The following is a 21304-nucleotide window of genomic DNA, read 5'->3' on the forward strand; positions in this document are numbered from 1 at the left end:
CACAGCTTTTATCTGGAGATTCGGCAATGGTCAGCAGTTGGCGTGTGCAGCAAGCCGCACGAGAGATTCGCGCAGGGGCGGTGATTGCCTATCCAACCGAAGCGGTCTGGGGCCTGGGGTGCGATCCGTGGAATGAAGAGGCGGTGGATCGCCTGCTGGCAATCAAGTCACGGTCGGTGGACAAGGGCCTGATCCTGATCGCCGACAACATCCACCAGTTCGATTTCCTCTTCGAGGATTTCCCGGATACCTGGATCGAGCGCATGGCCAGCACCTGGCCGGGGCCCAATACCTGGCTGGTGCCCCATCAGAACCTGCTGCCGGAGTGGGTGACCGGGGTCCATGACACGGTAGCGCTGCGGGTCAGCGACCATCCGCTGGTACGTGAACTGTGCGCCTTGGTGGGGCCGTTGATTTCCACGTCGGCCAATCCCCAGGGACGGCCGGCGGCGCGTACGCGGCTTCGTATCGAGCAGTACTTCCGTGGGCAACTGGATCTGGTGCTCACCGGCAGCCTGGGCGGGCGCAAGAACCCGAGCCTGATTCGGGATCTGGCCACCGGCAAGGTGGTGCGGCCTTCCTGAACCGCTTCGCCGGCAAGCCCTCTCCCACGATGATCTGTAGGAGCCGGCTTGCCGGCGAAAGCGTTTAAGGCAACAACACGGTCGAGCCGGTCGTACGCCGTGCCGACAACTCGATATGGGCCTTGGCCGCGTCCGCCAGGGCGAAGCGCTGGCCAATATCGATCTTCAGCTTGCCGCTGGCAATCATGCCGAACAGATCGTCGGCCATGAGCTGCAGGTTTTCGGCATTGTTGGCGTAGCTGGCGAGGGTCGGCCGGGTCACGTACAGCGAGCCCTTGGCCGAGAGAATCCCCAGGTTCACCCCGTCCACCGCTCCCGAGGCGTTGCCGAAGCTGACCATCAGCCCGCGCGGTGCTAGGCAATCCAGGGAGGTCAGCCAGGTGTCTTTGCCGACACCGTCGTAAACCACCGGGCACTTCTTGCCATCCGTCAGTTCCAGCACGCGCTTGGCTACGTCTTCGTGGCTGTAGTCGATGGTTTCCCAGGCGCCGAGGGCTTTGGCGATGGCGGCCTTTTCCGGTGAACTGACGGTACCGATCAGTTTTACCCCAAGGGCCTTGGCCCACTGGCAGGCCAGGGAACCGACGCCCCCCGCTGCGGCGTGGAACAGTACGGTTTCGCCACCCTTGAGTTCATAGGTCTGGCGCAGCAGGTACTGCACGGTCAGGCCCTTGAGCATCACCCCGGCCGCCTGCTCGAAGCTGATGGCCTCCGGCAGGTGCACCAGGTTGGCTTCCGGCAGTACATGCACATCGCTGTAGGCGCCCAGTGGGCCGCTGCCATAGGCCACGCGATCACCCACCTTGAAGCGCGTCACCGCGCTGCCCACGGCCTCCACCACCCCGGCGCCTTCGGCGCCCAGGCCGGACGGCAGCGCCGGCGGGGCATACAGGCCGCTGCGGAAATAGGTGTCGATGAAGTTCAGGCCGATGGCCTTGTTGCTGACGCGAACCTGTTGTGGTCCAGGTTCGCCGGGCTGGTAATCCACATACTCGAGTACTTCGGGGCCGCCATGGGCGCGGAACTGGATACGTTTGGCCATCTGCACTCTCTCCTTGGTCGTGTCGTGAAAGTGCTCTATCGGACTCCTGTGCTTGACCTTCGTCAACTGCGGAGCGCCCCGACGCGGTGTTATGCTACGCGCCCATTTGCGCGCGTCCCCTGCTCCATCCCTAGCGCCGCGTAGCTTTGCCCGATTCAAGGTGATGCCATGACTACCCGCACCGAGGCCGTAAAAGCCTACCTGCTCGACCTGCAAGACCGCATTTGCGCTGCACTGGAAACCGAAGACGGCGGCGCACGCTTTATCGAGGACGCCTGGACCCGCCCTGCCGGCGGTGGCGGACGCACCCGGGTGATCGGCGACGGTGCAGTGATCGAAAAGGGCGGGGTCAACTTTTCCCATGTGTTCGGCAGCGGCCTGCCACCTTCGGCCAGTGCCCACCGTCCGGAACTGGCCGGCCGGGGTTTCGAGGCCCTGGGTGTGTCCCTGGTGATCCACCCCCACAACCCCCATGTGCCGACGTCCCACGCCAACGTGCGTTTCTTCATCGCCGAGAAGGAAGGTGAAGAGCCGGTCTGGTGGTTCGGTGGCGGTTTCGACCTGACCCCCTACTACGGCAACATCGATGACTGCGTGCACTGGCACCGGGTTGCCGAGCGCGCCTGTGCGCCGTTCGGCGCCGACGTCTATCCACGCTACAAGGCCTGGTGCGACAGCTATTTCCATATCAAGCACCGCAACGAACCGCGGGGCATCGGCGGCCTGTTCTTCGACGACCTCAACGAATGGGACTTCGACACCAGCTTCGCCTTCATGCGCGCCATCGGCGATGCCTACATCGAGGCCTATCTGCCCATCGTCCAGCGCCGCAAGGCTGCCGCCTACACCGAGCAGCAGCGCGAGTTCCAGGAGTTCCGCCGCGGTCGCTACGTCGAGTTCAACCTGGTCTACGACCGTGGCACCCTGTTCGGCCTGCAATCGGGCGGTCGCACCGAATCGATCCTCATGTCGCTGCCGCCGCAAGTGCGCTGGGGCTACGACTGGAAGGCCGAGCCGGGCACAGAAGAGGCGCGCCTGACCGAGTACTTCCTGCAAGACCGCGACTGGCTGGCGGCCAGCAACTAAACCGCACCCGCTGTGCAGGAGCCGGCTTGCCGGCGAAGAGGCCTTCAAGGCGGACGCGGCTCCTGGCAGTGTGTGTTGAGCAAATGGGATGAGAGATGGATCAGTACGTTGTCTTTGGTAATCCGATCGGCCACAGCAAGTCGCCGCTGATTCATCGGCTGTTCGCCCAGCAGACCGGCCAGCAGCTGGAATACAACACCCTGCTGGCGCCCCTGGACGACTTCGCCGGCGCTGCCCGCAGTTTCTTCGTCCAGGGCCGTGGTGCCAACGTCACAGTGCCGTTCAAGGAAGACGCCTATCGCCTGTGCGACAGCCTGACCGAGCGTGCGCAGCGGGCTGGTGCGGTGAACACCCTGAGCAAGCAGGCCGACGGCCGCCTGTTGGGGGACAACACCGACGGTGCCGGTCTGGTACGCGACCTGACGGTGAACGCCGGGGTCAGCCTCAAAGGCAAGCGCATCCTTCTGCTGGGAGCCGGTGGCGCCGTGCGTGGAGCTTTGGAGCCCCTGTTGGCGCAGCGGCCAGCGTCGGTGGTGATTGCCAACCGCACCGTGGAAAAAGCCGAGTTGCTGGCGGAACTGTTCGCCGATTTGGGGCCGGTGTCGGCCAGCGGCTTTGACTGGCTGGAGGAGTCGGTGGACCTGATCATCAATGCCACTTCCGCCAGCCTGTCGGGGGACTTGCCGCCGATTGCCAGCAGCCTGATCGAACCGGGCAAGACGGTGTGCTACGACATGATGTACGCCAAGGAGCCGACGCCGTTCTGCCGTTGGGCCAGTGAACATGGCGCGGCGTTGGTGCTGGATGGCTTGGGCATGCTGGCCGAACAGGCGGCGGAAGCCTTCTACCTATGGCGTGGCGTGCGCCCGGACAGCGCCCCGGTGCTGGCCGAACTGCGTCGCCAGTTGGCGCAGTAACCCCCGCGTAGGAACTGGCTTGCCAGCGAAAGCGGCTTCAGGGCTGGCGCCAGGCTCAAGGTCCTCTTTGCCGGCAAGCCGGCTCCTACGTCGACTGTGGGCAAGGCGCCTGCGGATTCAGTCTTCGAAGTGGATCGGGCAGTGCTCCGGCCCTTCGAGTTTGATCAGTTCCTCTTTCACCGTCTGCCGCGCCCGGCGCAGGGTCAGGCTGCGGTCCTGGCGTTTCAGCCGGCGCGCCTCTTGGTGCAGCATCTCCACCCCTGAATAGTCGATGAAGTTGATCTGCCGGGCGTCGATCACCAGTCTCGGTGCGTGGCAGCGTTGCATGCGCACCTGCAGGTAATGGCTGGCGCCAAAGAAGATCGAGCCGCCCACCCGCAGGATGTCTTCATCGCCCTCGCTGGAATGCTGCACCCGGGGTTGGGAGGTGCGCTTGAGGTAGAAGAACAGCGACGCCAGGACCCCGGCATAGATCGCCGTCTGCAACTCCAGGAGCAAGGTGGCGATGCAGGTCAGGCTCATTACCACGAATTCGGCGCGGCTGACCCGGAACAGCGCGCGAATGCCCCGATGATCCACCAGGCCCCAGCAGATCAGCAGGATGCTCCCGGCCATGGCCGGAATCGGGATATGGGCGATCAGCCCGGCGCCGGCCACCGCGAACAGCGCCACCCACAGCGCCGAGAACACCCCGGCCAGGGGCGAGCGGGCACCGGCTTCATAACTCAAGCCCGAGCGGGTGAAGGAGCCGGAGGACAGGTAGCCGGAGAAAAACGCCCCCAGCATGTTCGACAGGCCCTGGGCGCGGACTTCCTGGTTGGCGTCCAGCAGTTGTTCCGAACGTGCCGACAGTGAGCGGGCAATCGACAGGCTGGTCACCAGCCCCAGCATCCCCACCGCCACGGCACTGGGCAGCAGCCGCAGGATCAGTTCCAGGTCCAGTGGCAACGGGCTCAAGGGCGGTAGCCGGCCCACGAAGGCGCTGACCAGCTTGACGTGGCCGAACACCCCCGGCAGCAGCCAGACCACCAGTGCACTGAGGACCAGGCTGAGCAACAGGCTTGGCCAGCGTGGCGCCAGCAGCTTCAGGCCGAGGCCGACGATCAGCGTGCCCAGCCCCAGCAACAGCGAAGGCTTGTCCACAGCGTCCAGGTGTTCCAGCAGCGAGGTCAGGCTATTGAGGGCGGTGGCCTGGTTCGGCAGGTCCAGGCCCAGGAGGTTGGGCAATTGCCCCAGGGCGATCACCGCCGCTGCGCCGAGGGTGAAGCCCAGCACCACCGAATGCGAAACGAAGTTCACCAGGGCGCCGAAGCGCAGCAGCCCCAACAGCCACTGGAAGATCCCCGCCAGCAGGGTCAGCAGCAGGATCAGGGTGATGTAGTCCTCGGATGCCGGCACCGCCAGAGGGCTGACGCTGGCATACAGAACAATGGAGATCGCTGCCGTGGGCCCGCAGATCAGGTGCCAGGACGAGCCCCAGAGGCAGGCGATCAGCACCGGGACTATGGCCGCGTACAGCCCGTACTCCGGCGGCAGGCCGGCGATCAGCGCATAGGCGATGGATTGCGGCAGGGCGAGAATCGCGCCGCTCAGGCCCACCAGCAGATCCCGGCCCACGCTGGCCCGGGTCTGCCGTGGCAGCCAGCTCAGAAAAGGCAGGAGTGAATGGCGGTTGGGCCAGGCCATGGTTACTCGCGGGTGGTTAGATTCAGGGGGGCCAGGGTAAAGCATTGTCCGGCCTTGGGCATGTGGCGAGGCCGGCCCCTCATCCCGTAGGAGCCGGCTTGCCGGCGAATGGCCGGTGCACCTCGGGCTACAACTTGCCCTTCACCGCCGCCAGGGCCTCTTTGTCATCGATGGTCCGGACCCCTTCCAGCCATTGCTCCAGCACCGCCGGATTGGCCTTGATCCAGGCCTTGGCGGCGTCGGCGTTGCTGACCTTCTTGTTCACCACCTCGGCCATGATGGCGTTCTCCATGTCCTGGGTGAACCGCAGATTGGTCAGGAGCTTGCCGACGTTCGGGCAGGCCTGTGCATAACCCTTGCGGGTCAGGGTGTAGACGCTGCCGCTGGCGCCGAAGTACTTCTCGCCCCCGGTCAGGTAATGCATTTTCAGCTGCACGTTCATCGGGTGCGGGGTCCAGCCGAGGAAGGTCACGAAGCGCTGTTTTTTCGTGGCCCGGGACACTTCGGCGAGCATCGCCTGCTCGCTGGATTCGATCAGCTTCCACTGGCCGAGGCTGAACTCGTTGTGCTTGATGATCTCCTGCAGCGACAGGTTGGCCGGAGCACCGGAGCCGATGCCGTAGATCTTCTTGTCGAACTTGTCGGCGAACTTGCTCAGGTCGGCAAAGTCATGCACCCCGGCGTCCCACACGTAGTCCGGAACCGCCAGGGTGAACTCGGTGCCTTCCAGGTTCTTCGCCAGCTGGATCACCTCGCCATTGGCCACGAACTTGTCGTAGAAGCCCTGCTGCGCCGGCATCCAGTTGCCCAGGAACACATCCACCTGGCCGTCCTTGAGGCCGCCGTAGGTGATCGGCACCGCCAGGGTGTCGATCTTGGCTTTGTAGCCCATGCCGTCCAGCAGAAAGCTGGCGATGGCGTTGGTGGCGGCGATGTCGCTCCAGCCCGGATCGGCCATCTTCACGGTTGCGCACGAGTCGGCCCAGACGGTTGTGCTGCCCAGAGCCAGGAACCCGACTGCCAGCGCTGTGGATAACTTTTGCATGCTCTTCCCCTTGGATTATTGGTTTTGGCAGGGTTGTGGATAACGAGCCTTGCGCTCCAGATCGTCGAGGTCGATGTGGTTGCGCATGTATTGCGCACTGGCATCTACCAGCGGCTGGTGATCCCAGCTCTTGCGCGTGCCCCGGCCCAGTGCGTCGGCCACCAGGCGGCGCCGGCGCTGGCTGGCCAGGACCTGTTGGTGAAGGGTGGGGATGTTCCACTTGGCCCGGGCTTCGGCGAGGAAAGCGTCGAACAGCGCTCGATGCTCGGCCGACTGGCTGAGGTCGCGGTGCTCCTGCGGGTCGTTGGCTATATCGAAGAGTAGGCAGGGGTCGTCTTCGCTGTAGATGAATTTGTAGGCGCCCCGACGAATCATCATCAGCGGGCTGATGGTGCCTTCGGCCATGTATTCGCCGAACACCTCATCGTGGCCGCCCTGCCCCAGCAGATGGGGGACCAGGGAGCGGCCGTCCAGGGGCAGGTCCGCCTCTACGCGGCCGCCGGCCAGTTCCACCAGGGTCGGCAGCAGGTCGGCGGTGGAGACGGCCGCGCTGACTCGCCCGGCGGCGAACTGCCCCGGTGCGCAGATCAACAGCGGCACCCGAGCGGCCATTTCGAACCAGTGCATTTTGTACCAGAGGCCACGCTCCCCGAGCATGTCACCGTGGTCGCCGGAAAACACGATCAGGGTGTCGTCCGCCAGCCCGGTGTCTTCCAGGGTCTGCAGCAGTTTGCCGACGTTGCTGTCGATGTAGCTGCAGGCGCCGAAGTAGGCTCGTCGCGCATCGCGGATCTTATCCACAGGCAGAGGCTTGCCCCACAGGTCGTAGACCTTGAGCAGGCGCTGGGAATGTGGGTCCAGTTCGCTTTGCGGTGGGGTCTGGGGCAGTGGGATTTCGTCGTCGCGGTACAGGTCCCAGAAGGCCTTGGGAATGGTGTAGGGATCGTGGGGGTGGGTCATGGACACCGTCAGGCAGAACGGCTGGTCGCCGTCCTCGCGAACATGGTCGAACAGGTACTGCTGGGCCTTGAACACCACCTCTTCATCGAAATCCAGCTGGTTGGTGCGCACGCAGGGCCCGGCCTGCAGCACCGAGGACATGTTGTGGTACCAGCTGGGACGCACTTGGGGCTCATCCCAGTTCACTGCCCAGCCGTAGTCGGCGGGGTAGATATCGGTGGTCAGGCGCTCTTCATAACCGTGCAACTGATCCGGGCCGCAGAAGTGCATCTTGCCCGACAGCGCGGTGCGGTAGCCCAGGCGCCGCAGGTAGTGGGCGTAGGTGGGCACGTCGGCGGGAAAGTCCGCGGCGTTGTCATAGGCGCCGATCCTGCTCGGCAACTGCCCGCTGACCAGGGTAAAGCGCGACGGTGCGCACAGCGGGCTGTTGCAGTAGGCGGCATCGAACACCACGCCCTGGGCGGCCAGGCGGCTGAGGTGCGGCAGCTTGATCGGCGATGAACCGTAGAACGGCAGCAAGGGCGCGGCCATCTGGTCGGCCATGATGAAAAGAATGTTCTTGCGCTTCATGGATTCGCGGCATTCCATAGTCGATGGTTATGCGAAAGTGCTGCAATCGAGCATGGATTCCATGTCTTTGGCGGTAAAGCCCATGCACGGCAATGACTAGGATAAGCACAGCTTATGTATGAAGCCCTTGGTGACCTGTCCCTGGACCTGCTCCGGGTGTTTGAAGCAGCGGCCCGTTTGCGCAGCTTCACCGCTGCAGCGGTGGAACTGGGTACGACCCAGCCGGCCATCAGCCAGCAGATCAAACGGTTGGAGGAGCGGTTGAACGTGCGCCTGTTCGACCGGATCTACCGCGGTATCGAACTGACCGAGTCCGGCGCCTTGCTACTGGAACAGGTGCAGCTTGGTTTGCAGAGCATCGATGCCGGCCTCAGTGCCCTCAGCCAGCAGCATCAGCACGAGGTGCTGCAGGTGGCCACGGACTTCGCCTTTGCCGCCTATTGGCTGATGCCGCGCCTGCATCACTTTCATCAGGCCAACCCCCAGGTGGACGTCAGCCTGGTGACCAGTGAACGCAGTCACAGCATGCTGCGCAGCGATATCGACGTGGCGGTGCTGTTCGGCGATGGGCGTTTCAAGCACGGCGAAAGTCGCTGGCTGTTCAGCGAAGAAGTGTTTCCGGTGTGCAGCCCGTTGCTGCTCAAGGACCGCGCCGCGCCCTTGTCTGTGCATTCCCTGCCGGAGTTGCCACTGCTGCACCTGCGGGGCGAGAACAGCAGCCACTGGTTCGACTGGAGCGGGGTGTTTCGCGAGCTGGGCCTGGCCAGCGCCCCGGCCCCCGGGCAATTGCGTTTCGACAACTACACCTTGCTGATACAGGCGGCCATCGGCGGCCAGGGCGTGGCCATCGGCTGGCGTCATCTGGTGGACAACCTGCTGGAGCAGGGCCTGCTGTGCCGGCCCATCGCCGAGACCCTGATCTCCCGCTATGGCTACTACGTGGTGCTGCCCCAGCGTAAGCGCCGTGGCCCGTTGATCCAGCGTTTCGTCGACTGGCTGATGAGCGAGCAGGCCGGCAGCGCCCAATCCCTCAAGGGGCTGTCGTTGCCGTCCATTGCCTTGTAGGCGGCCTTGGCGCAACCGATCCTGGAGGAGTCGTGGCACCATGGCGCCTTCGCTCGATCAGCGGTTTAGGGTGTTTTCATGGCGCTCGGTCTTTCTGGCACAGGCAGCGCTGGTCATTGGCAGGGAACCTTCAGGGTTCGTCTTTTATCGCGAGGGTTTGCATGCAACGGATCAAGGGCTATCACGCCCACGTCTACTTTGACGCCAGCACCATCGACCAGGCGCGGGCCTTGTGCGAGCAGGCCGCGCAGCTGTTTGACCTGAAAATGGGCCGGGTCCACGAGCGGCCGGTGGGGCCCCATCCAGACTGGAGTTGCCAGTTGGCGTTCGCCCCCGAGGTGTTTGCCCAGGTAGTGCCGTGGCTGGCCCTCAATCGCCAGGGGCTGGTGGTGTTCCTGCACCCGGATACCGGGGACGATTTGCTGGATCACACCGATCATGCGATCTGGATGGGGGCCATGCGGTCGCTGGATCTGACGGGGTTCTAAGGGGCCGGTGATTCCTCGTGCACACAATGCAAAAAGGGGGCGCAACCTTGGTTGCGCCCCCCCTGATCTTGCGGTTTGGTCTTTACCTTCAGCTGACCCGAGCCTGACGTACGCCTTCGGAGAGGGCTGCGCACAGGCTCAGGACGCCATCCACCGCTTGCTCGGAAGACTCGGCATTGGCGATGTGGTCGATCAGCGCCGAGCCCACGACCACGCCGTCTGCCAGACGGGCGATGGCGGCGGCCTGCTCCGGGGTGCGGATGCCGAAACCGATGCTGATCGGCAGGTCGGTGTGGCGACGCAGGCGGGTCACGGCCTCTTCCACATGCTCCAGGGTGGCGGCACCGGCACCGGTGACCCCGGCTACCGAGACGTAGTAGACAAAACCGGAGCTGCCGGCGAGCACCTTCGGCAGGCGCGCATCGTCGGTGGTCGGGGTGGTCAGGCGGATGAAGTCGATGCCGGCGGCCTGGGCCGGGTCGCACAGCTCGCTGTTATGTTCCGGCGGCATGTCCACCACGATCAGGCCATCGACACCGGCTGCCTTGGCGTCGGCGATGAAGCGCGGCACGCCGTAGTGGTGGATTGGATTGAAGTAGCCCATCAGCACCAGCGGCGTGTCGCGGTTGCCTTCGCGGAACTCGCGGACCATCTGCAGGGTTTTCGCCAGGTTTTGCTTGGCCCCCAGGGCCCGGATGTTGGCCAGCTGGATCGCCGGGCCGTCGGCCATCGGATCGGTGAAGGGCATGCCCAGTTCGATCACGTCGGCACCCGCTGCGGGCAGGCCCTTGAGGATCGCCAGGGAGGTGTCGTAGTTCGGGTCACCCGCGGTGACGAAGGTCACCAGGGCGGCGCGGTTCTGTTGTTTCAGCTCGGCAAAGCGGGTTTGCAGGCGGCTCATCAGTGTTTCTCCTGCTGGGACTGTTGCATGTGGTGCATGACGGTCTGCATGTCTTTGTCGCCACGGCCCGAGAGGTTGACCACCATCAGGTGATCCTTGGGCAGGGTCGGCGCGCGCTTGAAGACTTCGGCCAGGGCGTGGGCGCTTTCCAGGGCCGGGATGATGCCCTCCAGGCGGCAGCACTGGTGGAATGCGGCCAGGGCTTCGTCGTCGGTCACCGAGGTGTATTCGACGCGGCCGATGTCGTGCAACCAGGCGTGTTCCGGGCCGATGCCGGGGTAGTCGAGGCCGGCGGAAATCGAGTGGGCGTCGATGATCTGGCCGTCGTCGTCCTGCAGCAGGAAGGTGCGGTTGCCGTGCAGCACGCCCGGTACGCCGCCGTTCAGGCTGGCGGCGTGCTTGCCGGTCTCGATGCCGTAGCCGGCGGCTTCAACGCCAATGATCTGCACGCTTTTGTCGTCGAGGAACGGATGGAACAGGCCCATGGCGTTGGAGCCGCCGCCGATGCACGCCACCAGGCTGTCCGGCAGGCGGCCTTCCTGGGCTTGCATCTGCTCGCGGGTTTCCTTGCCGATCACGGCCTGGAAGTCGCGGACCATGGCCGGGTACGGGTGCGGGCCGGCCACGGTGCCGATCAGGTAGAAGGTGCTGTCGACGTTGGTCACCCAGTCACGCAGGGCTTCGTTCATCGCGTCTTTCAGGGTGCCGGTGCCGGCCACGACCGGGATCACTTCGGCGCCCAGCAGCTTCATGCGGAACACGTTGGCCTGTTGGCGCTCGATGTCGGTGGTGCCCATGTAGATCACGCAATCCAGGCCAAAACGCGCGGCCACGGTGGCGGTGGCCACGCCGTGCATGCCGGCGCCGGTCTCGGCGATGATGCGTTTCTTGCCCATGCGCCGGGCCAGGAGGATCTGGCCGATGCAGTTGTTGATCTTGTGCGCGCCGGTGTGGTTCAGCTCTTCGCGCTTGAGGTAGATCTTCGCGCCGCCGCAGTGTTCGGTCAGGCGTTCGGCGAAGTACAGCGGGCTCGGGCGGCCGACGTAGTCGCGCTGGAAGTAGGCCAGTTCCTTGAGAAATTCGGGATCTTGCTTGGCCTTTTCGTATTCACGGGCCAGGTCGAGGATCAGCGGCATCAGGGTTTCTGCCACATAACGGCCGCCGAACGCGCCAAACAGGCCGTTGTCGTCAGGACCATTACGCAATTGGGACTGGGTCATTGGAGCGCTCCCGGGGAAGTGTGTGGAATGACAAAATCGTGGAAGGACAATGGAGCCCACTCTACCCCTGACACTGGACCCTGAAAACCGATAAGATCGCCGCAACCTGTCAGGAAAACTCACCTATTCCATGAGCCGCGACCTGCCCCCCCTGAATGCCCTGCGGGCCTTCGAAGCCACTGCCCGGTTCAACAGTGTCAGCCAGGCTGCCGAACAACTGCACGTGACCCACGGCGCGGTCAGCCGGCAGTTGAAGGTGCTGGAAGAGCACCTGGGCCTGAGCCTTTTCGTCAAGGATGGCCGTGGCATTAAACTCACAGATGCTGGGATTCGCCTGCGCGATGCCAGCAGCGAGGCCTTCGAGCGTCTGCGGGACGTCTGTGGCGAACTGACACGGGGCAGTGCCGATGCCCCCTTCGTTCTCGGCTGCTCCGGCAGCCTGCTGGCGCGCTGGCTGATTCCGCGCCTGGGGCGCCTGAACGCCGACTTGCCAGACCTGCGCCTGCACCTCTCCGCCGGTGAAGGAGACCTGGACCCCCGGCGCCCGGGCCTGGATGCCTTGCTGGTGTTTGCCGAGCCCCCCTGGCCGGCGGACATGCAGGTCTATGAGCTGGCCAGCGAGCGAATCGGGCCGGTGCTCAGCCCGCGCTATGCCGGTTATTCGCGCTTGCGCGAAGCGCCGGCGGCGGCCCTGGCGGCAGAATCGTTGCTGCACACCACCTCGCGCCCACAGGCCTGGCCCAGTTGGGCACGGCACAACGGAATCAGCGCCGAGGGGCTGAAGTACGGGCAGGGTTTCGAGCACTTGTATTACTTGCTGGAAGCGGCCGTGGCCGGGCTGGGCGTGGCAATCGCTCCAGAGCCGTTGGTGGCTGAAGACTTGCTGGCGGGCAGGCTGGTTGCCCCGTGGGGGTTTTCCGACACCCCGGGGCAACTGGCGCTGTGGTTACCCAAGCGCGCCGCCGATGGGCGCGCCCGGCAATTGGCGCAGTGGTTGAAAAACGAACTGCGCCAGGCGCTTTAGTTGCCGCGCTTGCACAGCAGGTAGGCAGCCAACAGGCCAATGGCGCCGACGGCCACACCTGCGGTGGTCCAGGGATGTTCCTGGGCGTAGTCGCGGGTGGCGATCCCAGTTTCACGGGTTTTGACTTTGACTTCTTCATAGGCATCGCTGAGCAGGCTGCGCGAGTGCTTCAGCGCGCTCTCGGCGTTGCCCTTGAGGGCCTTGAGGGTTTTGCGCGACTCGTCAGTCGCATCGTCCTTGAGGCTTTCCAGGGATTTGAGCAGGCTTTCGATCTCGGCTTCCATACTTTCCAGTGAGGCTTTGCGTAACGAGGTGTTGGCCATGTCGGCTCTCCTGCGGGGTGATGAATAGGCTGTGTAGGTTCCGACTGCGGCCTGTTGGGAAAGTGCAGAAAATCTGAACTTACCCCTTGGCATTGGCGCCCCAAGTAATAAGAAAAATCACTGCTAGGCTGTATTTCACAGCTAAAAAGGAGAGCGCCATGACCGATCATCACACCTACAAGAAAGTCGAACTGGTGGGTTCGTCGCCGAACAGCATCGAAGAGGCAATCAACAACGCGCTGGCCGAGGCGCACAAGAGCATCAAGCACCTGGAGTGGTTCGAAGTGACCGAAACCCGGGGTCATATCAAGGACGGTAAAGCGGCGCATTTCCAGGTCACCCTCAAGGTAGGTTTCCGGATTGCCAATAGTTGAAAGCTTGGGCTAGGCTCTGGAACTTGTGCGCTGGCCGAGTGCCATAGGAAGTGGCAAAGCGCTACAACTGTCTTGAGCCTCTGTCAGGCTGGCTTCAACGCCGCCTCTTTTGATCCGACCAGGGAATGTGACCGATGAAAAAACTAGTATTAGCTGCTGCTTTGTTGAGTCTTGCGGGAACTGCCCTTGCCGCCGGCAAGCCGTGCGAAGAGCTGAAAAGCGAGATCGCCGCGAAGATCGATGCCAAGGGCGCCACCCATTATTCGCTGGAAGTGGTCGACAAAGGCGCGGCGGCTGACGGCAAAGTGGTTGGCTCCTGCGAAGCCGGCACCAAGGAGATTGTCTACAAGCGCGGTTGAGCCTTTGTAGAAGCCCATTGAAAAGCCGACGCATCAGCGTCGGCTTTTTTGTGCCCGAAAGCCGCCTTAGCCCTTCATCACCTGTGCCAGCAACTCATAGGAGTGCAGGCGATCGGCGTGTTCGTACAGGTCACAGGTAAAGATCAGTTCATCGGCACCGGTCTGCTCGATCAGCACCTCCAGTTTGGCGCGGATCTTCGCTGGGCTGCCGATCATCGCCAACCCGAGGAAACTCGACACCGCCTCCTTCTCATGGGGCAGCCACAGGCCGTCCATGCTGTTGACCGGTTTGCGCTGGACCAGGCTCTGGCCGCGCATCAGGGCGAGAATCCGCTGGAACACCGAGGTGGCCAGGTAATCCGCGTGTTCATCGGTATCCGCCGCTACCAGAGGCACACCCAGCATCACGTAAGGCTTGTCGAGCACCGCGGAAGGCTTGAAGTGATTGCGATAGACGCGAATCGCCTCATGCATGTAGCGCGGTGCGAAATGCGAGGCGAAGGCGTAGGGCAAACCGCGCTCTCCGGCCAATTGCGCACTGAACAGGCTGGAGCCCAGCAGCCACACCGGTACGTTGGTGCCGGTGCCCGGCACCGCGATCACCCGTTGCTCCGGAGTACGCGGGCCCAGGTAGGCCATCAGTTCCGCCACGTCCTCGGGGAAATCGTCGGCGCTGCCGGAGCGTTCCCGGCGCAAGGCTCGGGCGGTCATCTGGTCGGAGCCCGGGGCGCGACCCAGGCCCAGGTCAATGCGTCCCGGGTACAGGCTTTCCAGGGTGCCGAACTGTTCGGCGATCACCAGCGGTGCGTGGTTGGGCAGCATGACCCCGCCGGAGCCGACGCGAATGCTCGATGTCCCGCCGGCCAGATAACCCAGCAACACTGAGGTGGCGGAGCTGGCGATGCCATCCATGTTGTGGTGTTCGGCGACCCAGAAGCGGGTGTAGCCGAACTTTTCCACGTGCTGCGCCAGGTCCAGGGAATTGCGCAGGGATTGCGCCGGGCTGCCGTCTTCACGGACGGGCACCAGATCGAGGGTCGAGAATTTAACAGCGGACAGCGGTTTCATAGGCCTGCTTCTCCATAGGGGTGCAGGCCTTTGTCATGAGCCAAAACCTGCCGAAGTCTGTAAGTCAGACTCATGCAATGTGGGCATATACCCGAGTTTCAATAGTCAGAGTGAATTTGTCGGGTAAATAGACGTCGCGCACACCGGCTGAACTTTGCCGTCGGATCTATCCTCAGAACCCTTAGGCAACAGAAACAAGCGCGGTGCGACCCTTCGCACCGGTTCTTGAGGAGAAAGAGATGAGTATCAAAAAGAAAGCCTCGGCTCATTGGGAAGGTGATCTGAAAACCGGCATCGGCTCGATCTCGACCGAAACCGGGGTATTGCGCGAGGCGCCCTATGGCTTCAAGGCACGTTTTGAAGGTGGCAAGGGCACCAATCCGGAAGAGTTGATCGGCGCGGCCCATGCAGGCTGCTTCTCCATGGCGTTTTCGATGATTCTCGGTGATGCCGGGCTCAAGGCGGACAGCATCGATACCCAGGCAGAAGTGACCCTGGACCAGGTCGATGGCGGCTTCGCCATCACGGCGGTGCACTTGATCCTCAAGGCGAAGATCCCCGGTGCCAGCCAGCAGCAGTTCGAGGAGCTGAGCAACAAGGCCAAGGAGGGTTGCCCGGTGTCCAAGGTGCTCAACGCCAAGATCAGCCTGGAAGCGACGCTGCTGGGTTGATCGTTGCGCCGGCAAGCCGGCTCCTGCTTCAGTTGGTAGGAGCCGGCTTGCCGGCGAATGCGTCTGTGCGGCGGACAAGAACCTGTGGTCGAATACGCGACTGCGGCTTCAGCGCACGCTCGTGCGCGCCGTAGCAAGGGAGCTTGAGATCATGAAACGTTTTGCCTTGGCGGTTGTTTGTTGTGCGCTGGCCACATCGGCCTTCGCCGCCCCCAAGCCCTGCGAGGAACTCAAGGCCGAGATCGAAGCCAAGATCCAGGCCCAGGGCGTTGCCTCCTACACGCTGGAAATCGTCACCAATGACGAGGTCCATGACAACAACATGGTGGTCGGCAGCTGTGAAAACGGCACGAAGAAGATCATCTATCAAAAGAATGATCGCTGAGCCCTGTCAGGGCACGCAGTTGACCATGCGCTCCTCGGCGACGATCTCGCGCCTGGCGTTGTACAGCCGGGCGCTGGGGGTGAACGCCAGGTTGCGCGCTTCCAGACGATAGCGCTGGCCGGCTTCAAAATGGTCGTAGCGCAGGCTCAGGTAGCACAGTCGCTCCTGGGGATCGGTGGTCATGCCCATGCCGCCGCCGAACACTTCGAAGTCGAAACGCACCATCAGCTCGTGGCTGCCGGGGCTGACCTGGAAGAAACGACCGTCTTGCAGGCGCTGGTTGTCCAGGCGCTCGGCCATGACCAGCTTGCCCCCCGGCGTCGGCGTGGCCAGGTCGATCCAGGCCTGTTGCGGATCGACGCTGGGCAGGGGCGTGCTGCAGGCACTGAGGGTGGCAAGGGCAAGGATCAGCAGAAGTGGGCGCATGAGGGAGGCCGAATCAGCGAAAGGCCCTCAGCATAACGCCGATCAACTGCGCTGGCAGCCCGTCTGCTGGGCTTTGCCCGGCAGGGTGTGCTGCTCATCAGCTTGCAGGTGGCTGTCCTGGGACGGCGTGAGGTTGATCCAGGCTTGCGCCGGCTCCGGCAGTGAGCAGCAACACGCGCATGGCGAAACTCCAGGCTGGCGAGATAGTCTTGCGGGCAGACTCTCTGTGGATGATTCCAATTGAATAGGCCGCGTTCAAGCCATGGGTTACTTGATCCTCTTTTGCGCTTTTTGTTTTCGGCCCTGACGCTTTTGCTGCTCAACGGTTGCAGCAGCGTTGCCTATTACAGCCAGTTGGCCAGTGGCCAGATGCAGCTGTTGCGGGCTCGCACCCCGGTGGCCCAGGTGGTCGCCGACCCCACCCGCGACCCGACCCTGCGGGCCCATCTGGCCCAGTCGCAACAGGCCCGTACCTTTGCCAGCCAGCATCTGCACCTGCCGGATAACAACAGCTACCGGCTGTACGTCGACATCGGCCGGCCCTATGTGGTGTGGAACGTGTTCGCTACCCCGGAGTTTTCCCTGAGCCCGCAAACCCATTGCTTCCCCATTGCCGGGTGCGTGGCCTATCGCGGCTACTACAGCCAGGGCGCCGCTCGGGGCGAGGCGGCGTTGCAGCAGCAAAAAGGCATGGATGTGGCGATCGGCGGTGTGGAGGCCTATTCGACCCTGGGCTGGTTCGATGACCCGATCATCAGCTCGATGATGCATTGGGGCGATGAGCGTCTGGCGACCCTGATCTTTCATGAGCTGGCGCACCAGCGCTTCTATGTGAAGGACGACACCGAGTTCAATGAGTCCTTCGCTACCTTCGTCGAGCAGGAAGGCACCCGACAGTGGCGGGCCTATCGTGGGCTGCCGCCCCAGGACGACGCCGATGTTCGTCAACGGGATCAGTTCATCCAGCTGTTACTGGAGGCTCGCAAACGCCTGGAGCAGCTGTATGCCCAACCCTTGTCCGCCGAGCAGATGCGCCAGCGCAAGGCCCAGGAATTCGAGGTACTGCGCCGGGATTATCGGCAGTTGCGGGACCGCGAGTGGGCCGGCTCCAAGCGCTATGACGCCTGGATCAACGCACCGTTGAACAACGCCCGGCTGCTGCCCTTCGGTCTGTACGACCAATGGGTGCCGGCGTTTGCCACGCTGTTCAAGGCGGTGAATGGCGACTGGCCGGCGTTCTTCCTTGCAGTGGAGAAGCTGGGGCGCCTGCCGGCCGCGCAGCGCAAGGCTGATTTGCTGAAGCTGCAGAGCGCCTTCGCCGGCAAGCCGGCACCCACACCGGAGCTGTAGCAGTCGGCTTGCCGGCGAACAGCGGTTCTAACGCCGCAAAAACGCCTGATGCAACTCGGCCAGCGTCTCAAAATGATAGGCCGGAGCTTCTGCACTCAGCTCCTCACGGCTGCCGAATCCATACCCCACCGCCGCCGCATCCAGGCCATTGCGTTTGGCGCCGATCAGGTCGTGCTTGCGATCGCCGATCATCAGGGTGCTGGCGGGGTCCAGTTGTTCCTGCTCCAGCAAATGGGCGATCAGCTCCACTTTGTCGGTGCGGGTACCGTCCAGTTCGCTGCCGTAGATCACTTTGAAGTGGCGGGCGAAGTCGAAGTGGCGGGCGATTTCCCGGGCGAACACCCAGGGCTTGGAGGTGGCGATGTACAGCTGGCGCCCTTGCCCGCCGAGGGTTTCCAGCAGCGGCGCGACCCCGTCGAAGACCCGGTTTTCATACAGGCCGGTGACCTTGAAGCGTTCGCGATAGAAGTTCACCGCCTCCCAGGCCCGGGCTTCGTCGAAACCATAGAACTGCATGAAGGCCTGCAACAGTGGCGGGCCGATGAAGTGCTCGAGCTTGGTCAGGTCCGGCTCGTCGATCCCCAGCTTGCCCAGGGCGAACTGGATCGAGCGGGTAATGCCCTCGCGGGGATCGGTCAGGGTGCCGTCGAGGTCGAACAGGACGGTTTGGTAATGCATGGCAATTCCTCGGCAGTCAGTAGCAGATCAGGGACGGTCGTAGCCTTCGGCCAGGTGCAGGTCCTTGAGTTTCACGTAGTTGGCGGCGCTGTAGGTGAAGAAGGCGCGCTCCTTGTCGGTCAGCGGACGCGCCTGCTTCACCGGGCTGCCGACGTAGAGAAAGCCGCTTTCCAGGCGCTTGCCCGGCGGTACCAGGCTGCCAGCGCCGACGATGACATCGTCTTCCACCACCGCGCCGTCCATGACGATGCTGCCCATGCCGATCAGCACCCGGCTGCCGATGCTGCAACCGTGGAGCATGACTTTGTGGGCGATGGTCACGTCATCGCCGATCAGCAGCGGGAAACCCTCGGGGTTGAAGGGGCCGGCGTGGGTGATGTGCAGCACGCTGGCATCCTGCACGCTGGTGCGCGCGCCGATGCGGATGCGGTGCATGTCGCCGCGGATCACGGTCAGGGGCCAGACCGAGCTGTCGGCGCCGATCTCGACATCGCCGATGACCACGGCCGAGTGGTCGACAAAGGCCCGTTCGCCCAGGTTCGGGGTGTGGTTCTGGTAGCTGCGAATGGCCAAGTGCAAATGCCTCTCTGAGATTTATTAATGGGGGCTATAGCTGCGGTGGCTGTCGATTGTAATTAAGATGGCTCAATGTTTCTTCCAGCCAAGGTGCCCACCGTGAGTGTGAACAACCCTCTTCTGCAGCCCTACGACCTGCCGCCGTTCTCGGCGATCCGCGCCGAGCATGTGCAGCCTGCCATCGAACAGATCCTGGCTGACAACCGCGCCGCTATCGCTGAGATCCTCAAGACCCAGGCTACCCAGCCCACCTGGGCCGGCCTGGTGCTGGCCATGGACGAACTCAATGATCGCCTGGGTGCTGCCTGGAGCCCGGTCAGCCACCTCAACGCGGTGTGCAACAGCGCCGAACTGCGTGAAGCCTACGAGGCCTGCCTGCCGGCTCTGAGCGCCTATTCCACGGAAATGGGCCAGAACCGCGAGCTGTTCCAGGCCTTTGACGCCTTGGCCAAGAGCCCGGAAGCTGCCGGTTTCGACGTGGCTCAGAAGACCATCCTCGAACACTCCCTGCGGGATTTCCGCCTGTCGGGCATCGACCTGCCGCCCGAGCAGCAAAAGCGTTATGCCGAGGTGCAGAGCAAGCTGTCGGAGCTGGCCAGCCGTTTCTCCAACCAGTTGCTGGACGCTACCCAGGCCTGGACCAAGCACATCACCGACGTAGCGGCCCTGTCCGGGCTGACCGATTCGGCCAAGGCGCAGATGGCCGCCGCGGCCCAGGCCAAAGGCCTGGATGGCTGGCTGATCACCCTGGAATTCCCCAGCTACTACGCGGTGATGACTTACGCCCAGGACCGTGCCCTGCGCGAAGAAGTCTATGCCGCCTACTGCACCCGAGCGTCGGACCAAGGCCCTAATGCCGGTCAGAACGATAACGGCCCGGTGATGGAAGAGATCCTCGACCTGCGTCAGGAATTGGCCAAACTCCTGGGTTTTGCCAGCTTCTCCGAGCTGAGCCTGGCCACCAAGATGGCCGAGTCCAGCGATCAGGTGCTGAGTTTCCTGCGGGACCTGGCCAAGCGCAGCAAGCCGTTTGCCGCCCAGGACCTGGAACAGCTGCGGGCTTATGCCGCCGAACAGGGCTGCGCTGACCTGCAAAGCTGGGACAGTGGCTTCTACGGCGAGAAGCTGCGGGAACAACGTTACAGCGTGTCCCAGGAAGCCCTGCGGGCCTACTTCCCTATCGACAAGGTGCTCGGCGGCCTGTTCGCCATTGTCCAGCGCCTGTACGGCATCGAGATTGCCGAGCAGCAAGGCTTCGACAGCTGGCACCCGGATGTACGGCTGTTCGAAATCAAGGAAAACGGCCAGCACGTCGGCCGCTTCTTCTTCGACCTCTATGCCCGCTCCAACAAGCGTGGCGGTGCCTGGATGGACGGTGCCCGCGACCGTCGCCGCACGGTTGACGGTGTGTTGCAGAGCCCGGTGGCCAACCTGGTGTGCAACTTCACCCCGGCCGATAGCGGCAAGCCTGCACTCTTGACCCACGACGAAGTCACCACCCTGTTCCACGAGTTCGGTCACGGCCTGCACCACCTGCTGACCCGGGTCGAGCATGCCGGTGTCTCCGGGATCAACGGCGTGGCCTGGGACGCGGTAGAACTGCCGAGCCAGTTCATGGAGAACTGGTGCTGGGAGCCGGAAGGCCTGGCACTGATTTCCGGCCACTACGAAAGCGGCGAACCGCTGCCCCAAGACCTGCTGCAGAAGATGCTCGCGGCGAAGAACTTCCAGTCCGGGCTGATGATGGTGCGCCAGTTGGAGTTCTCCCTGTTCGACTTCGAACTGCACGCCACCCACGGCGACGGCCGCAGCGTGCTGCAAGTGCTGGAAACCGTGCGCGACGAGGTTTCGGTTATGCGTCCGCCGGCCTACAACCGCTTTCCCAACAGCTTCGCCCACATCTTCGCTGGCGGTTATGCCGCGGGTTACTACAGCTACAAGTGGGCGGAAGTGCTGTCGGCCGATGCCTTCTCCAAGTTCGAGGAAGACGGTGTGCTCAACCCGGCCACCGGGCGAGCGTTCCGTGAGGCGATCCTTGCCCGTGGCGGCTCCCAGGAGCCGATGGTGCTGTTCGTCGATTTCCGCGGACGGGCGCCGTCGATTGACGCACTCTTGCGCCACAGCGGCCTCAGCGAGGACGCGGCAGCATGAGTGACGCACCCGTGAAGACCAAGAAACGCTTTATCGCCGGGGCGGTGTGCCCGGCGTGCAGTGAGCAGGACAAGCTGATGATGTGGAGTGAGGACGACGTACCCCATCGCGAGTGCGTGGCCTGTGGCTACTCCGACACCCTCAACGAGCAGGGCCTGTCGGTGCCCAAGGAACTCGGGACCCGGGTCAATAGCGCGACGCCCAAAGTGGCTGACACCAAGGTGCAATCGGTGCAGTTCTTCCCCAACCCCAAGTTGAAGAAAAAAACCGACTGACCACGCAAGAAAAAGCCGGCTCCCCTGCAGGAGCCGGCTTGCCGGCGAATCGACTCGCCCCCTTCCCTCGTCCCCTGCGC

The 21304-nt window shown here is 63.5% G+C and carries 24 protein-coding genes; 13 read left to right on the forward strand and 11 right to left on the reverse strand.

The genetic code is table 11. The annotated features are described in order from the left end of the window. The first annotated feature begins 26 nt into the window (after positions 1-26). Positions 27-584 (forward strand): L-threonylcarbamoyladenylate synthase type 1 TsaC, encoded by a 558-nt coding sequence (gene tsaC / locus ACSSVC_RS03870; RefSeq protein WP_346634695.1) that lies wholly within the window; start codon positions 27-29, stop codon positions 582-584. A gap of 64 nt (positions 585-648) precedes the next feature. Here the strand turns inward: tsaC and ACSSVC_RS03875 are convergent, their stop codons facing one another. Then, entirely contained in the window at positions 649-1626 is a 978-nt protein-coding gene (locus tag ACSSVC_RS03875; RefSeq protein WP_492612003.1) for an NADPH:quinone reductase, read from the reverse strand. A gap of 168 nt (positions 1627-1794) precedes the next feature. Between ACSSVC_RS03875 and hemF the strand changes: the two genes are divergently transcribed. Beyond that, positions 1795-2712 carry an oxygen-dependent coproporphyrinogen oxidase gene (gene hemF / locus ACSSVC_RS03880; RefSeq protein ID WP_346634693.1) on the forward strand — a complete coding sequence of 306 codons (918 nt, stop codon included), beginning with the start codon at positions 1795-1797 and terminating at the stop codon, positions 2710-2712. 95 nt (positions 2713-2807) lie between these two features. Beyond that, on the forward strand, positions 2808-3629 hold the full coding sequence (gene aroE, locus ACSSVC_RS03885) for a shikimate dehydrogenase (protein WP_346634692.1): 822 nt from the start codon (positions 2808-2810) through the stop codon (positions 3627-3629). Between the two features lie 117 nt (positions 3630-3746). Here aroE and ACSSVC_RS03890 read toward each other — a convergent pair whose 3' ends face one another. The 3 genes from ACSSVC_RS03890 to betC all read right to left on the reverse strand — a co-directional run bounded on the left by ACSSVC_RS03890 (position 3747) and on the right by betC (position 7890). Further along, entirely contained in the window at positions 3747-5315 is a 1569-nt protein-coding gene (locus tag ACSSVC_RS03890) for a SulP family inorganic anion transporter (RefSeq protein ID WP_346634691.1), read from the reverse strand. A 127-nt stretch (positions 5316-5442) separates the two neighbouring features. Beyond that, a complete protein-coding gene (gene choX / locus ACSSVC_RS03895; RefSeq protein ID WP_404937974.1) occupies positions 5443-6360 on the reverse strand; it encodes a choline ABC transporter substrate-binding protein in 918 nt (305 codons plus the stop codon). A 15-nt stretch (positions 6361-6375) separates the two neighbouring features. Further along, positions 6376-7890: a choline-sulfatase gene (gene betC, locus ACSSVC_RS03900; protein ID WP_492612004.1), complete on the reverse strand. Its 1515-nt coding sequence runs from the start codon at positions 7888-7890 to the stop codon at positions 6376-6378. A 114-nt stretch (positions 7891-8004) separates the two neighbouring features. Between betC and ACSSVC_RS03905 the strand changes: the two genes are divergently transcribed. Together ACSSVC_RS03905 and ACSSVC_RS03910 are read left to right on the forward strand one after the other, a co-directional pair. Continuing rightward, positions 8005-8955: a choline sulfate utilization transcriptional regulator gene (locus ACSSVC_RS03905; protein ID WP_492612005.1), complete on the forward strand. Its 951-nt coding sequence runs from the start codon at positions 8005-8007 to the stop codon at positions 8953-8955. Between the two features lie 161 nt (positions 8956-9116). Further along, positions 9117-9443: a DOPA 4,5-dioxygenase family protein gene (locus ACSSVC_RS03910; RefSeq protein ID WP_346634687.1), complete on the forward strand. Its 327-nt coding sequence runs from the start codon at positions 9117-9119 to the stop codon at positions 9441-9443. Between the two features lie 88 nt (positions 9444-9531). Here ACSSVC_RS03910 and trpA read toward each other — a convergent pair whose 3' ends face one another. Further along, positions 9532-10344: a tryptophan synthase subunit alpha gene (trpA, locus tag ACSSVC_RS03915; RefSeq protein ID WP_346634686.1), complete on the reverse strand. Its 813-nt coding sequence runs from the start codon at positions 10342-10344 to the stop codon at positions 9532-9534. Continuing rightward, complete coding sequence (gene trpB / locus ACSSVC_RS03920) at positions 10344-11564, reverse strand: tryptophan synthase subunit beta (protein ID WP_346634685.1); 1221 nt, start codon at positions 11562-11564, stop codon at positions 10344-10346. Before trpB ends, trpA begins: the two co-directional genes overlap by 1 nt. Before the next feature lie 130 nt (positions 11565-11694). Here trpB and ACSSVC_RS03925 point away from each other — a divergent pair, with 130 nt between their 5' ends. Then, entirely contained in the window at positions 11695-12588 is an 894-nt protein-coding gene (locus ACSSVC_RS03925; protein ID WP_446439452.1) for a LysR family transcriptional regulator, read from the forward strand. On the opposite strand, the gene ACSSVC_RS03930 is transcribed toward ACSSVC_RS03925, so the two are convergent. Beyond that, positions 12585-12911: an ElaB/YgaM/YqjD family protein gene (locus ACSSVC_RS03930; protein ID WP_346634683.1), complete on the reverse strand. Its 327-nt coding sequence runs from the start codon at positions 12909-12911 to the stop codon at positions 12585-12587. The two genes, ACSSVC_RS03925 and ACSSVC_RS03930, sit on opposite strands and share 4 nt — an antisense overlap. A 158-nt stretch (positions 12912-13069) precedes the next feature. On the opposite strand from ACSSVC_RS03930, the gene ACSSVC_RS03935 reads away from it, so the two are divergent. After that, positions 13070-13285, forward strand: a complete 216-nt coding sequence (locus tag ACSSVC_RS03935) for a dodecin (protein WP_016965134.1) — start codon at positions 13070-13072, stop codon at positions 13283-13285. Between the two features lie 134 nt (positions 13286-13419). Beyond that, positions 13420-13644 (forward strand): DUF1161 domain-containing protein, encoded by a 225-nt coding sequence (locus ACSSVC_RS03940; RefSeq protein ID WP_102862460.1) that lies wholly within the window; start codon positions 13420-13422, stop codon positions 13642-13644. A gap of 66 nt (positions 13645-13710) precedes the next feature. Here ACSSVC_RS03940 and ACSSVC_RS03945 read toward each other — a convergent pair whose 3' ends face one another. Next, positions 13711-14712, reverse strand: a complete 1002-nt coding sequence (locus ACSSVC_RS03945; RefSeq protein WP_346634681.1) for an LLM class flavin-dependent oxidoreductase — start codon at positions 14710-14712, stop codon at positions 13711-13713. A gap of 239 nt (positions 14713-14951) precedes the next feature. Between ACSSVC_RS03945 and ACSSVC_RS03950 the strand changes: the two genes are divergently transcribed. Further along, entirely contained in the window at positions 14952-15383 is a 432-nt protein-coding gene (locus ACSSVC_RS03950) for an OsmC family protein (RefSeq protein ID WP_123723742.1), read from the forward strand. 151 nt (positions 15384-15534) lie between these two features. Beyond that, positions 15535-15768: a DUF1161 domain-containing protein gene (locus ACSSVC_RS03955; protein ID WP_102862463.1), complete on the forward strand. Its 234-nt coding sequence runs from the start codon at positions 15535-15537 to the stop codon at positions 15766-15768. Between the two features lie 6 nt (positions 15769-15774). Here ACSSVC_RS03955 and ACSSVC_RS03960 read toward each other — a convergent pair whose 3' ends face one another. After that, a complete protein-coding gene (locus ACSSVC_RS03960; RefSeq protein ID WP_346634680.1) occupies positions 15775-16194 on the reverse strand; it encodes a PA0061/PA0062 family lipoprotein in 420 nt (139 codons plus the stop codon). A 282-nt stretch (positions 16195-16476) separates the two neighbouring features. Between ACSSVC_RS03960 and ACSSVC_RS03965 the strand changes: the two genes are divergently transcribed. Beyond that, positions 16477-17544 (forward strand): aminopeptidase, encoded by a 1068-nt coding sequence (locus ACSSVC_RS03965; RefSeq protein WP_404937982.1) that lies wholly within the window; start codon positions 16477-16479, stop codon positions 17542-17544. Between the two features lie 27 nt (positions 17545-17571). On the opposite strand, the gene ACSSVC_RS03970 is transcribed toward ACSSVC_RS03965, so the two are convergent. Both ACSSVC_RS03970 and ACSSVC_RS03975 read right to left on the reverse strand, forming a co-directional pair. Further along, on the reverse strand, positions 17572-18222 hold the full coding sequence (locus ACSSVC_RS03970) for an HAD family hydrolase (protein WP_346634678.1): 651 nt from the start codon (positions 18220-18222) through the stop codon (positions 17572-17574). A gap of 27 nt (positions 18223-18249) precedes the next feature. Next, a complete protein-coding gene (locus ACSSVC_RS03975) occupies positions 18250-18795 on the reverse strand; it encodes a gamma carbonic anhydrase family protein (protein ID WP_123723748.1) in 546 nt (181 codons plus the stop codon). Between the two features lie 75 nt (positions 18796-18870). On the opposite strand from ACSSVC_RS03975, the gene prlC reads away from it, so the two are divergent. Further along, positions 18871-20949: an oligopeptidase A gene (gene prlC / locus ACSSVC_RS03980; protein WP_404937984.1), complete on the forward strand. Its 2079-nt coding sequence runs from the start codon at positions 18871-18873 to the stop codon at positions 20947-20949. Further along, positions 20946-21224: a YheV family putative zinc ribbon protein gene (locus ACSSVC_RS03985; protein ID WP_047290196.1), complete on the forward strand. Its 279-nt coding sequence runs from the start codon at positions 20946-20948 to the stop codon at positions 21222-21224. Before prlC ends, ACSSVC_RS03985 begins: the two co-directional genes overlap by 4 nt. Positions 21225-21304 lie beyond the last annotated feature (80 nt).

It is taken from the genome of Pseudomonas sp. E1BtOHC1 (genome assembly GCF_058744285.1).